The following is a 13,202-nucleotide window of genomic DNA, read 5'->3' on the forward strand; positions in this document are numbered from 1 at the left end:
GCCTCTAGTTAGAGGCTTTTTTGTTGCGTGCGTTAAAATTAAAACGCGCTAGTGTCTTGGAATAAGCCCACTTTTAAATCTTTTGCTTCGTATATAACGCGGCCGTCTACTTCGACAGTGCCATCAGCCATACCCATAAACAACTTACGTTTAATAACGCGTTTCATATCAAGACGGTAAGTTACTTTTTTTGCCGTTGGTAGGATTTGGCCAGTAAATTTTACTTCGCCTACACCTAATGCGCGGCCTAGACCAGGGCCACCAGACCAGCCTAAGAAAAAGCCAACTAGTTGCCACATGGCATCTAAACCCAAACAACCTGGCATAACGGGGTCGCCTTTAAAATGACAGTCAAAAAACCAAAGGCTAGGGTCAATATCTAGCTCAGCAATAATTTGGCCTTTACCGTGCTCACCACCATCATCGGTGATAGAGATGATACGATCCATCATTAACATGTTGTCACTTGGTAAACGACAATTGCCTTCACCAAACATTTCACCTTGACCACAAAGGATCAAATCTTCTTTTGTATAGCTATTTTTAGGTTCCATAACACTTTATCTTTGCTTAGAAATTACCCCGTACTCTAGCGTACACTTGTACGCTAAACAACTCGGAGCAGTTAAAAAATGGTTTAAATATAGCCAATCAGTCAATGCAACTGATTTTAGTATGATTAAACCGCGCAATTACTAACAGAAATCATTATAATTAGGGCTGACTTTTAATCAGTTTAAAGGAAATTTATGACCCTTTTTGTTAACTCACTCACTGTGATTGATTTTTCTTACTTATGCAATAAACGCGGTGCAGTTGGCGAAAGTTGGATTGTTGATTTGACTTTACATGGCAAGCTAAACGAAGAGTCTATGGTGTTAGACTTTGGTTTAGTTAAAAAGCAAATAAAAGGCATTATTGATGAGTGTATTGATCACCGTTTAGCTGTTCCAAATAACATAAACGGTAGTATTAATGAATTTGCTGATCATAAAACATTAGATTGTACATTTGGTGAGAATAAGCACCTTGCAATGAGTGCGCCTCATCAAGCTTTTTGCCTGATAGATACCGATAAGATAACCATTGAGTCGGTTACAGCGTATTTAGTTGCCACAATACTGCCACAGCTTCCTGATAATATTGAAAAAATTGAACTGGCATTAAAGCCTGAGCACAACCAAAGTTTTTACTACCACTACAGCCATGGCCTTAAAAAGCATGATGGTAATTGCCAGCGTATTATTCATGGCCATCGTTCACAAATAGGTATAAGCCTTGGCGGTATCTCTATGCCTCGTTTACAAAAACAGTGGGCTGATAAATGGCAAGATATTTACTTAGCTACCAGCGAAGATCAAATCAGCGCCTCTGAATTAAAGCATATTATCGCCAAAGAGGATGACGTGTGTTTTGCATATACGGCCACGCAAGGATATTTTGAAATGGCTATTAGCGAATCGCGTTGCGACATTTTACCAATAGATACCACAGTAGAATGTATTGCTGAGTATATTGCCGGCCAAGTAAAACTGCAGCATCCAGAAAAAGACGTAAAAATTACCGCTTATGAAGGCGTTGGTAAGGGGTCAATTAGTTATGCTTAAATCCTTATTAGTGTCAGCGTTAATCGCATCATTTAGTTTTAGTGCTTTGGCAGTTGAACTAAAAGGGCATTTAACTCAAGGCGGCTTGGTTACAGGGCAATTAAAGAACGTAAAATCGGTTAGCTTAAATGGTAAGCCATTAAAGCTATCTGATACTGGCTTATTTGTATTTGGTTTTGGTCGTGATGCAAAACCAAACCACACTTTATCATGGGTTGATAAAAGTGGAAAAAGCCACAGCCAAGATTTAGTTATAACCCTTCGTGACTACAACATCGATAAAATAACCGGTGTTGCAAAAAAATATGTATCGCCACCAAAAGCGGTCAGTGAACGTATTAGCCGTGAAGCGGTCGCGGTAAGAAAAGCGCGCGCTGTTAACTCTGACCTAGAGTACTTTTTACAGCCTGTGCTCAGGCCTGCCGAGGGCCGTATTTCAGGTGTTTATGGAAGCCAGCGTTACTTTAATGGTGAACCACGCAGACCACACTTTGGTTTAGACATAGCAAATAAAACAGGCTCTCCTGTGTATGCGCCGATCAGCGGTACCGTGGTATTTGCTGAACCAGATTTATATTACTCAGGTGGTACATTAATTTTAGATCATGGCCACGGTGTTACCTCGACTTACATTCATCTAAGCAAGCTAGATGTAAAAGTGGGGGATGAAATTACACAAGGTATGAAAGTGGCTGAAATAGGGGCGACAGGCCGTGTAACTGGCCCACATTTAGATTGGCGATTTAATTGGCAAGGTGAACGCCTTGACCCTGCATTATTGATGCAAGACACATTAGCAAACAAAAAGTAGAGATTATGACTCAAGTAGAGCGCGAAGCAATTATTGCGCAGCGTATAAAAGATTCGACCACATCGGTTACAAAAGCGGTATTTCCTGGGCGTACTAATCATCACAATACGCTATTTGGTGGTGATGCATTAGCGTGGATGGATGAGGTTGCTTTTATAGCAGCTACCCGTTTTTGCCGTAAGCCATTAGTGACTATTTCATCTGATAGGGTAGATTTTAAAGAGGCTATTCCGGCAGGTTCATTTGCCGAATTAATCTCAAAAGTGTCGCATGTAGGGAATACGAGTTTAAAAGTGGATGTGGAAATATTCTTAGAAACCATGCACAAAGATAATAAGCATTCTGCTATTACGGGTAGTTTTACCTTTGTTGCCGTGGATGATAACCACAGACCAACACCGGTAGTATGCGATAAAATGCTACATGGCTTTGAGTTATAACGCGAAATAGTAAATTAATATAAGCACCTAGTTTGGTGCTTATATTAAAAACCATTAAGAACACATCATACAATATTTGCTAAAACTATAAACTTAGCATAAATGTTTGTTTGGAATAATGGGTAAAAAAGGAGGGTGTCAATTTCAAAATAAAAAGGCGTGCACAAAGCACACCTTTTAAAAATTAAAGTACCATGGCGGCTATCCAGCCGAATACCAATAGCGGTAAATTAAAGTGAATGAAGGTTGGTACCACTGAATCCCAAATATGATCGTGCTGACCATCAGCATTAAGGCCAGATGTTGGCCCTAATGTAGAATCAGAGGCAGGGGAGCCTGCATCACCGAGCGCACCCGCTGTTCCTACTAGTGCAGCGGTTGCCATTACGGAAAAGTTTAATTCTAAACATAAAGGCACAAACAAGGTGGCAATAATAGGCACCGTTGAAAACGAGCTGCCAATTCCCATCGTTATGAATAAGCCGACTAATAAAATAACAGCCGCTGCCATCGGTTTATTGCCATCAAAAATAGCGGCGCTACTGTTAACTAAGCTGGCTACGTGTCCGGTTTCTTTCATGACCGCGGCAAAACCTTGTGCTGAGATCATAATAAAACCAATCATGGCCATCATTGCCACGCCTTTACTAAATACGTCGCCGTTTTCTTCCCACTTAACCACACCAAATACACTAAATATAACCACGCCAACTAGGCCGCCTAATATCATAGAGCCACTGGCATTTTGAGCAATTAACGACGCAACAACAGCAAATAAACCAACCATCATTACTTTTTTTGGGTTATCAACCTCTGTTTGTTTACTCTCAACGGTAAGGGCAGTATTTGTATATTCTCGGCGTTTTCTATAACTAATAAACAACGCAATTAACAACCCCACAAACATGCCAATAGCAGGAATAATCATTGCTAAAGGTACGCTGGTATTGACTATTTCAAGGCCATTATCGACAAGGTTTTTATGTAATATTGAGTATAAATAAATTCCACCAAACCCATAAGGGAGTACCATATACGAGGTGGCTAAACCAAAGGTCAAAATACAAGCAATGGCGCGTCTGTCTAATCGCAATTTGTTAAACACCACTAATAGTGGCGGAATTAAAATAGGAATAAACGCAATATGGACAGGGACTAAGTTTTGTGAAGATATAGCAAAAATCAAAATAATAAACAGGATAAAATAGCTTAGCAGGGTTTCGCTTGAGCCAGTTTGTGCGTTAACTTTTGCCAATAACTTCGCAGCTAAAATACGTGTTAGGCCTGACTTAGAAATTGCCACGGCAAATGCCCCCAACATAGCATAACTTAAAGCAATCTCGGCACCTGACGATAATCCTGAATTAAATGCATCGATGCTTTCTTTCAATCCCATGCCAGCGGTTAATCCGGCGACCAGTGCACTTATCGTCATTGCAACAATCACATTTACACGGACTAAAGTGAGTCCCAGCATTAAAATAACGCCGATAATTACTGCGTTCATAGATTTCTCTGTTTTGTAGATTTAATTAATTTTATCAGATCTTTAGCCTGATTTTTACGTTCTTTAGTAAATGGATGTCTTGCATAGCGCACTTGCTTAAATAACTCACAAAAAGCGGTTAATTGTTGCTCTGCATGGGGCGCTTGGTTGCTAATGTGTTCTAAAGTTTGGGTTGGCGTGGCATTTTCAGGATAGCTAATCGCGTGTTTATTAGCCCAACGAATAATTTCATAATACTCATTGACCAGTGGCGGTTGCTTTGTTGCGGCTTTAGGGCGGTTTAAATAAATAAAGTAAGTCGTAAAACTCAAAATTAAAATAATAATAACTCCAAGCGGCACAAGCCAAATAAACTTATTACCAAATAAGGTAGCAAATAAATCTTGTTGCTTGTCTTTATCAAACCCAAGTACCCAACTAGACCATTGATAATCTAAGTTTTCTAATTCAAGTCTAAGCCAATTAATGGCGGCATAGTTACTTAAACTAACGAGTCCAAAGTTAATATTATTTTTAAATTCGTCATTAAGGGTGGTACTTTGTGACAAGGAGCCGTTTAACCGCTCGGGTGCGACAACTGCTGTGGCATCAAATATTTTCCAACCGGCACCAGTATATACTTCAACCCAGGCATGCGCATCGTATTGACGAATAGTCATATAATCACTGTTTTTATTTAACTCGCCTCCTAAATAGCCACTGACAACACGCGCAGGAATACCTGCACTTCTAAAAATAAAGGCAGCGGCACTGGCATAATGCCCGCAAAAGCCGCGTTTATTAGTAAACATAAACTGATCGAGCGTATTTTCGCCGCGCATGGGAGTGGGTGTTAATGTATAGCTAAATTCATTTTTTGAAAAATAGCTTAAAAGTTGATTAAAAAATTCATCGGCATTGGCACTATTATTTTTTAATTGTTGCGCTAACTGCTGAGATTTTTGATTATTACTAACAGTTAATTGGCTATAAAACCGCTGTTGGGACTTATTAAGCGATGTACTAGATAACGGTTCACTATTAACTGCATATTGTAAAACCTTGGATTTATATTGTTGTTTACGTAATAAACCTAAAGTATTGGCAATAACATTGGGGCTTTCACTGCTTGAAAAACCAAGCCCATATAGCCAATCTGAAATAGCAGGCTCAGCTATGACCGTATACTGAGCCTCATTTTCACTCGTACTTTTTTTAGCGGGTAATATCAACGCTTGCTTTAAAAAGGAGGATGTTTTCCACGCTGCACCATCAAATTCATCATGTACAATAGCGCGCCAATAATAGGGCGTAGGGGGTGGTGTACCATTAAATTTTGCTCTAAATACTAGTTCATCTGAATTTGATAACTTTGCTATATCAAACGGATCGACTTGTTCAGATAATCCTGTTTGTGCCATTTTGGGCCCTGGTAGTTGCCAAAATGCTGGAAGTTTAGGTAAAAATAATAAAAGTATTACGGCTAAAGGAAAAGCCAGTAGCATAATTTTAGCACTTTGTTTTGAAGAGAGTTTTAAGCTATGACTAGACTCTAATAACCCTAGCACCGCAAAGTTTAAAATATAGAAGGTGCTTATAACTAAGGTAGTAAAAATGGTTTGGCTAAACAAATATACCGCTGAGAGTGAAAAGAACGTAAGGGTAATGATCAATTGGTAATGCTGTTTTGATTTTGCCTGCAATAATTTAAAAACACACGACAATAACAGCATGGCTACAAATAATACGACGGTATCTTTAAAGCCTATGCTGCTTAGCATAATAATTAATGCAATGGCGGCCAATCCATTAGCAAACCACGCGTTGGGTTTTTGCTTTTGTTTAACTGTTAAATAAATATTCCAGCCACATAACACACTAAGCATAGCAATAAAGGGCAGGGGTAAGTGCTCTGTAAAAAAACTGACTAGCCCTAAATAAATAAACGATAGAGCAAAGTTAATAACGCGATGATTTTTAATCTCATTCATTATCATTACCGACTTGGCTTAACGCTTGTAAACAGCGCTGATGATGCAGCTTGCCTGAATTGCTGGCGATTAATTTATTAGGAAGTTTTAAAGAATAATTAATGTCACTTTCAAATGCCTGGCAAACTAAAAAACAGAGTTGCCCTAAACGCTGTTCGCTATCGCCCGTGACTAAGTTAAAATCGAATTGTGCATCGGCTGATTTAAAATCACTAAATTGTTTTACAAGTAATTGCTGTGTTTTTGCATAGTGCTTCCATGATATTCGCTGCAACCCCATTTCTGGCAAATGAGTAATTAAACTTTCAAATTCATCATCACCTTTATGTTTTTCAGTGCCTTCATCGGTATTATTTGCAACTAAGTTTTGGTGTTTTTGATTTGTTGTTTTAATAATTGACGGATAAACATACACCACTTTATTAGGTTGTATATAACTCCACACATTGACTAAACCAAAGGGGTAATTACTGGCAATTTTTATTGGCTTTATCTGATAACAGCCTCGCTTTGTATAAGGTAATGATAATTGACATTTTATTGCTTCATTTTTAACGCGTGTAATGTAACACGCATTTTTTAAATCATTGGGGTAACTCAATGTAATTGATTGGCAAGGATCAGCTGCTTCTATTTGCCAAACTAGCTGTGGTGCCTGAGGCGAAAAACTTTCAATGGCGTATTTAAAGCTGACAGTTAAACCTCTGGCATTACTGTAGCCCAATAACAATGCAAAAATTATAATCACAAACATTAAATAAGCCATAAACAGAATTAAATTATTTTGATAATTAATCCCCATTACAAAATTTAATGATGCAACAACGCTAAAGTAAACGCCAAGCGTGGATGGTAAAACATAAATAGTATTATGTTTTAAGGTGATGCTATTTTTTTTGTGCTTATTTTTTAATAAGGCCTTTAAAATCGCGCTTTTTATATCGAGAATAAAAGTAGGGCGCTTAAATTTATAAATACGCATTTACCTAAACTGGCACTAAAACATGTTTTAAAATGGCCGCTATTTGTGTATCGCCCGCATCACTATGTAAGCCTAATCGATGCTGACACACACTTGAAAAAACAGCCTGTACATCTTCGGGTAATACGTAGTCACGGCCTTCAATATAGGCCCACGCTTTGGCCGATTTAGCCAGTGCCATACTGGCTCTTGGGGAAAGCGAAGTCGTTAATGTTTGAGGCTCACGCGTATAAGTTACTAACTCAATTATATAATCAACCACCGGCGAACTTAGCGTGATATTTGATATAGCATCTTGAATTTGCTTAAGTTGATGTTGTTCAATTCGCTGCGGTAATTGCGAATAATCACGTTTTTGATTATTTAACAGTAACCGTTTTTCTGCATCTTTAGGTGGAAATCCTAAACTAATTCGCATTAAAAAACGATCTAGTTGTGATTCTGGTAACGGGTATGTACCTGCCTGATATAATGGATTTTGAGTCGCAATTACAAAAAATGGAGTAGGGAGCGGGTACTTGTCTCCATCTACTGTTACTTGATGTTCTTCCATCGCCTCCAATAAAGCACTTTGTGTTTTAGGACCCGCGCGATTTATTTCATCAGCGAGCACCACTTGGCTAAAAATCGGGCCTTTATGAAATGAAAAACTATGTTCTTTATTATTAAATATATTGGTGCCAATAATATCAGCGGGCAATAAATCGCTGGTGAATTGTATACGCTGATACGATAACCCCAGTACTGCAGCTAATGCATGCGACAAAGTGGTTTTTCCCATGCCGGGTAAGTCTTCAATTAGTAAATGGCCTTCACTAAATAAACAGGCTAACGCTAATTTTATTTGTTGTTGTTTACCAAATATAACGGTAGATAGGTCATCAATTATTGTCGTAACAATGTGCTGCATAATTTCCTTTAATCTATGAGTTCTAAACGTTTCATTACCGCATCAACTTTTTGCGCGTTAAAGGGCTTAGCTATAAATTCTTTTGCGCCTAGCTCCCAGGTATTTTGCACTGTTTCAAAGCTATTGTGGCCTGAACACATAACAACATGTGCATGAGGGTGTTCGTTGTTAATTGACTCTAAAATTTCAATGCTTTCAGAATCAGGTAAATCAACATCTAAGAATATAACGTTGGGTGATTTTTCAATAAGCAGAGGTTTAGCACAATTAAAATTATCGCACTCAATAATGTCATCAAAACCTAAACCGGCTAATACTTGGCTTAAATCAGCGCGGATCTGTTTAACATCATCAATAATTAAAATTGGTTCGAGTGGGCGTACAAATTCCATATGAATACTTCAATGTTTTTTACGGCTTGTGCTTTAATATTAAGCTAAGCATTAAGGAACCTCAAGGTGATAACTATGAATAACCATAATAGTTGTTTAAAGTCACTTAATGTCCGATTTAAAGTCACTTAATGTCCGATACCGTCTAGTATTGGACTTAGTATATGTGTATTTATTAAAATAGAGCGCAGCTTATATATAGATACATTACTACCTATAATTTATATTATGTTAAATAAGGTAAAAATGTACTTAATCAAACTAACTATCGGCAATTACGTCACTTATAAACATGGTATTTTAGCCCTTTTATTCGCACATTATTTATTTATAGTAATATGCTCTACTTTATTAAATATAAAAACGCTGTAATGACATTTTAATCAATCAAACTATTTCGCTCATCAATTAATTGCTTAAGCTGTTTAGTTTTGTCGTTTAGCTTTTGCTGATACTTTTCAACTTTGTCATGCTTACCTTGGCGCTTAGCTTTTTTAAGATCGGTTTTATATTCTTCAATTTCGCTATTGGTATCATCTATTTTTTGTTGCAACTCTGCTTTTAATCCATCCTGGGTGCAGTATTCGTTTATATTATTGAGTGCTTTATTAAGACCTGCAACTTGGTGTGAATTACCTTGGCGTTTTGCAGCTAATAACTCGAGGTTAACTTCACAGGCTTTTTTCGCACACCCCGTTAAATCTGCACAATCATCTTTGGCCAATACAACTGTTGAACCGGCAAATAAAAAACTTATTGTAATACCTTTAATAATCGTCATTTTATAGTTTTTATTATCTCGCATTGGTCATTATTCCTCTTTAATTCATTGTTAGCGGCAAAATACAGATAACAGCCCTTGCAGCTCTTCATTTATAACATGTTGTTTTACAACATCTTGCATAGGAGTATTTGATACTTTGTTATTTAAAATACCCACCATTTTAGCGCTTTCTCCAGCACATAAAGCCTTAACACTGTGTACGCCTAATCTTATTGCTAACATACGATCCGCTGCAGATGGATTACCGCCGCGTTGTAAGTGCCCTAGCTTAGTTACGCGCAAATCTATACTGGGATTAACGGCACTTATTTTCTCACATATATGTTCAACGCCAATTTCATCACCTTCAGATACCACCACAATAAAAGCATGCTCACTGTGATAATCGCTAATTTTATCCACTAAATAAGTTATGTCTTCATCACTTTCAGGTATTAATATCGAATCGGCGCCAGAGGTTAAACCGGCATAAGTGCCAATATAACCGGAATCACGTCCCATTACTTCAATAACAAACACCCTATTATGTGATTCTGCAGTATCTCTAATATTATCAATACATTGCATTGACGTGTTCACTGCGGTATCAAACCCTAAGGTGTAATCTGTACCCGCAATATCATTATCAATAGTGCCTGGAATGCCTATATACGGTATGTCAGTAATTTGTGATAACCATAAACACCCTCTAAATGAGCCATCACCACCTATCACAATTATGGCGTCAATATTATTATGTTCAATTGTGGCTAGTGCTTGATTTCTACCAGCATCACCTCTAAATCTTTCACTACGCGCTGTTTTTAACACAGTACCACCTAAGTGCATGGTTTGTTGTAGGCTTTTGCAATCAAGTGTCACTAAGTCATTATCAATTAAACCCTCAAACCCTTTTCGAACGCCCGACACTTTTATTCCATGTTGTTGAGCGGTTTTTACTATGGCAAATAGTGCGGTGTTCATCCCAGGCGCATCGCCCCCTGAGGTTAGTACGGCAATATGTTTAATTGGCTGCATCGGTTCACATCCTTCGATAAGCTAAACTTTAATAATTCATAATAGCTGTTTATGAGTAGGCTGTGTAAAGTAAGCGCAGTAAAGTTGATCTACTTAGGGTTTATTTGATTGTTTAATTAGTATGAAGGGAGCAGTTATAAATTGAAAAGTTGGTATGTTGCTTTTGCTTTTAAAACAACATACCGTAATTTTTAATGGAGAGCCGCTGTAAAAGGAATATTTTTACAAATTTCGGCTTCTATTGTTAGTAACTCGTCTAAGCGTTCGTCAACTTCTTGCTTATCAAAGTATTCGTAGGCGAGTTCCACAAATAAATTTTTATGTTTTTCTTCTGATTTAGCAATTGCGACATAAAAATCTTTTTCTTTTCCTTCAGGTAGTGCCTCGGCAACTAAAGAAAAACGTTCATGTCCCCTCGCCTCAATTACCCCACCTACTAATAGTCTGTCCATTAAAAAACCATCACGACCATGCCTAAAGTGTGCACGAATTTGTTTAATGTATGGATCTTTTTTATCATCACCCAAATTAGTATCGCGTTCAATTAATAGTTTAAGCACTTGTTTAAAATGAATTAACTCTTCAAGAGCTAAGTCAGTCATGGCTTTAACTAATTTACGCTTATCCGGATAATGTGAAAGCATTGACATAGCCATGCCAGATGCTTTTTTCTCAGCAGCAGCGTGGTCTTGTAAAAATGTTTCGAAGTCGGCTAAAACAACTTCGGTCCATTCAAATGGCGTGTGGTATTTTAATTCAAACATAGGGATACAACTTATAAAATAATGCGTGGATTTTAGCGTATTTAAAAATAAAAATCTTTGATCGCGATTTAAATTTAACCTTCATAAGGCAAAAACTTATCGATCCGCCCTTTCGCCGTCGACTCAATTTTTAATGGGTGCTTTATATCGTTCCATGCAGTGACTTTACCGCCCATGTTCATTTTTTCAAAGCCAGCTAAGGTGCTGGTAATATTTAAAAACTCACATAGCTTATTAAAGCTCTCGGGATTTGCTATATCAATGGCCAAAAAATCATTAGGCCGGTCAGTAAAGTAACTATTGGCACTATTAAAATGATTGTTATAACAATTAGTTAAATATTCATCCTGGTTAATATTTTCGAGCGAAAAATCACTAAAGGTATTTAAGTAGCAGCGCTTTAAATGAATATTAAAGCCGCCATCAGCACGCGTTAAATTGGTATGCATACGCAGCAAAAGCTGTTTTATTGAAGGTAACCACGCGCTAAGTTCTCGCTTTAAATATACAAATTTAGAATCTGGGTAATATTTATCTAATGTTTGATAATCGTTAAATACAGGTGTGTCTGCGATAGCCACCGCATTTTCAAAACAAGCGTTAGTGTATGCAGTATGGGCAGTGGGTATACCAAAATCTAAAAATGCATTACATACGCTAGTCGTCCCAGTGCGTGGTAAACCAATAATAAATATTTTTTGTGTCATGGCGTTTTAAATGTCTTTTTCTGAAAACCAAAGTGATGCATCATAAATGGGTGTTAATGCGGGCAACTGATTGTTTTTTAATTTAATGATGATTTTATTTTTTATATCGGCATGTTTAATTGCATGTAGATGATATTCGTTAAATAAACGATCGAACTCACCGTTACTACGGATAACGTTTAACCCTTTCTCAACCGCTTGCGCTATTTCGGGCTTTTCTTTACTAAAAAAGAAGTAGATTGCACTTGGGTATTGCAACAATAAGTGTGGCACTATCGTGAGGTTAGCACCGGCTTCATCTTTAAAGGTATTGAGCTCAGTTTCAACCTCTAACACAGAACGAGGAAATACATCACCTCGGCCTTTTATCAACATATTATACAAATAGCTATATTCAATTGATGTTGATACGGTTAAACCATTATCTTGTAATACTTGAGTATCAGGCCAGTCATGGCCTTGTATAAAGTGCACACTTTTAAAGTCGCTCAGAGCACTATAGTTAGATAGGTTTTTTACTTTTTCTTGAGTTGTAACTAGTACTCGCCAGCCATATAAGCCTTTAAAAATAGGGATCCTGACGGGGAGTAGATCTTTTTCACGTTCTTTTGAAGTCATTGTCCAAACAACATTTATTTCGTCATTGTGCAAAACTTGTTTTAACGAGCGACTTTGTGCCATGGAAATACTTGAAGCCTGCAGGGTAAATTTTTCACCACTATGCTGCAAAGCTGTCTTTAATAATACAAGAGGATAAAGGATTTCATCTTCATCACTGCGCATTGTTTTTGGATAAACAACTTGCAGGCGACTAATACTGTTTTCATTACTATTTTCTATCGCCCACACAGAGGATAAAAGCGAGCTTAAAAAATAAAAGCATGTAAAAACAATAGCTAATCGCATAGTCGTTTATCGGCTTATGAGTAATAGTAACGCGCTGATAATGACAATAGCAAACGTGATCATCATGCTCAACACGCGCGCTCTTAAATTATGGTTAATAATTGCTGAGCTGTGGACTGCACGGCTAATAAATAATAAACCACCAAGGGCATGCATATAATGACTCGCTAATCCCTGGTATTCTAATAGAAATAATAAAATTAAGCTGATTGGCACGTACTCAATAAAATTACTATGAGCACGAGTAGCACGTTCAAGTGCTGGATTATTGCCATTACCTAATGAAATTCCCTCTACCTTACGTATTTTTATAACTTTAAAGCTTAAGTAAATATAATAAAGAGCAAGTAAAGCAGCATAGCTAGATATAATCACAGTGTGTTCCATTTAATTTTTAGGCAATAA

15 protein-coding genes are annotated in these 13,202 nt (G+C 37.4%); 3 read left to right on the plus strand and 12 right to left on the minus strand.

Annotated elements, in window-relative coordinates; genetic code table 11:
* Positions 1-38: 38 nt before the first annotated feature.
* The gene (gene fabA, locus KG708_RS03680; RefSeq protein ID WP_008114654.1) at positions 39-554 is read right to left on the minus strand and encodes a bifunctional 3-hydroxydecanoyl-ACP dehydratase/trans-2-decenoyl-ACP isomerase; all 516 of its coding nucleotides are present in this window, start codon (positions 552-554) and stop codon (positions 39-41) included.
* A gap of 195 nt (positions 555-749) precedes the next feature.
* Here fabA and KG708_RS03685 point away from each other — a divergent pair, with 195 nt between their 5' ends.
* The 3 genes from KG708_RS03685 to KG708_RS03695 are packed head-to-tail and all read left to right on the plus strand — an operon-like array spanning position 750 to position 2,858.
* Positions 750-1,607: a 6-carboxytetrahydropterin synthase gene (locus tag KG708_RS03685; RefSeq protein WP_213608157.1), complete on the plus strand. Its 858-nt coding sequence runs from the start codon at positions 750-752 to the stop codon at positions 1,605-1,607.
* The gene (locus KG708_RS03690; RefSeq protein WP_213608158.1) at positions 1,600-2,418 is read left to right on the plus strand and encodes a M23 family metallopeptidase; all 819 of its coding nucleotides are present in this window, start codon (positions 1,600-1,602) and stop codon (positions 2,416-2,418) included. Before KG708_RS03685 ends, KG708_RS03690 begins: the two co-directional genes overlap by 8 nt.
* 5 nt (positions 2,419-2,423) lie before the next feature.
* Positions 2,424-2,858 carry an acyl-CoA thioesterase gene (locus tag KG708_RS03695; protein ID WP_008114650.1) on the plus strand — a complete coding sequence of 145 codons (435 nt, stop codon included), beginning with the start codon at positions 2,424-2,426 and terminating at the stop codon, positions 2,856-2,858.
* A 184-nt stretch (positions 2,859-3,042) separates the two neighbouring features.
* Here the strand turns inward: KG708_RS03695 and KG708_RS03700 are convergent, their stop codons facing one another.
* The 11 genes from KG708_RS03700 to KG708_RS03750 all read right to left on the minus strand — a co-directional run bounded on the left by KG708_RS03700 (position 3,043) and on the right by KG708_RS03750 (position 13,172).
* Positions 3,043-4,365: a Na+/H+ antiporter family protein gene (locus tag KG708_RS03700; protein WP_213608159.1), complete on the minus strand. Its 1,323-nt coding sequence runs from the start codon at positions 4,363-4,365 to the stop codon at positions 3,043-3,045.
* On the minus strand, positions 4,362-6,335 hold the full coding sequence (locus KG708_RS03705) for a DUF3488 and transglutaminase-like domain-containing protein (RefSeq protein WP_213608160.1): 1,974 nt from the start codon (positions 6,333-6,335) through the stop codon (positions 4,362-4,364). The genes KG708_RS03700 and KG708_RS03705 overlap by 4 nt, the downstream gene beginning before the upstream one ends.
* Positions 6,328-7,089, minus strand: a complete 762-nt coding sequence (locus KG708_RS03710; RefSeq protein ID WP_301003069.1) for a DUF58 domain-containing protein — start codon at positions 7,087-7,089, stop codon at positions 6,328-6,330. The genes KG708_RS03705 and KG708_RS03710 overlap by 8 nt, the downstream gene beginning before the upstream one ends.
* Before the next feature lie 232 nt (positions 7,090-7,321).
* Entirely contained in the window at positions 7,322-8,227 is a 906-nt protein-coding gene (locus KG708_RS03715; RefSeq protein WP_213608162.1) for a MoxR family ATPase, read from the minus strand.
* Positions 8,228-8,235: 8 nt separating this feature from the next.
* Positions 8,236-8,619: a response regulator gene (locus KG708_RS03720; protein ID WP_013464929.1), complete on the minus strand. Its 384-nt coding sequence runs from the start codon at positions 8,617-8,619 to the stop codon at positions 8,236-8,238.
* A 379-nt stretch (positions 8,620-8,998) separates the two neighbouring features.
* Positions 8,999-9,424 carry a DUF1090 domain-containing protein gene (locus tag KG708_RS03725; protein ID WP_213608163.1) on the minus strand — a complete coding sequence of 142 codons (426 nt, stop codon included), beginning with the start codon at positions 9,422-9,424 and terminating at the stop codon, positions 8,999-9,001.
* Between the two features lie 27 nt (positions 9,425-9,451).
* Positions 9,452-10,420, minus strand: coding sequence for an ATP-dependent 6-phosphofructokinase (locus tag KG708_RS03730; RefSeq protein ID WP_213608164.1), 969 nt, complete (start codon positions 10,418-10,420; stop codon positions 9,452-9,454).
* A 191-nt stretch (positions 10,421-10,611) separates the two neighbouring features.
* Positions 10,612-11,184 (minus strand): tRNA-(ms[2]io[6]A)-hydroxylase, encoded by a 573-nt coding sequence (locus KG708_RS03735; RefSeq protein ID WP_013464932.1) that lies wholly within the window; start codon positions 11,182-11,184, stop codon positions 10,612-10,614.
* 74 nt (positions 11,185-11,258) lie between these two features.
* Positions 11,259-11,891, minus strand: a complete 633-nt coding sequence (locus tag KG708_RS03740) for a sulfotransferase (protein ID WP_213608165.1) — start codon at positions 11,889-11,891, stop codon at positions 11,259-11,261.
* A gap of 6 nt (positions 11,892-11,897) precedes the next feature.
* Complete coding sequence (locus KG708_RS03745) at positions 11,898-12,797, minus strand: hypothetical protein (RefSeq protein WP_213608166.1); 900 nt, start codon at positions 12,795-12,797, stop codon at positions 11,898-11,900.
* Between the two features lie 6 nt (positions 12,798-12,803).
* Positions 12,804-13,172 (minus strand): MAPEG family protein, encoded by a 369-nt coding sequence (locus KG708_RS03750; protein ID WP_213608167.1) that lies wholly within the window; start codon positions 13,170-13,172, stop codon positions 12,804-12,806.
* Between the last annotated feature and the right edge of the window lie 30 nt (positions 13,173-13,202).

Origin of the sequence: Pseudoalteromonas sp. (assembly GCF_018402495.1) — a bacterium.
In the GTDB taxonomy this organism is placed as follows: Bacteria; Pseudomonadota; Gammaproteobacteria; order Enterobacterales; family Alteromonadaceae; genus Pseudoalteromonas.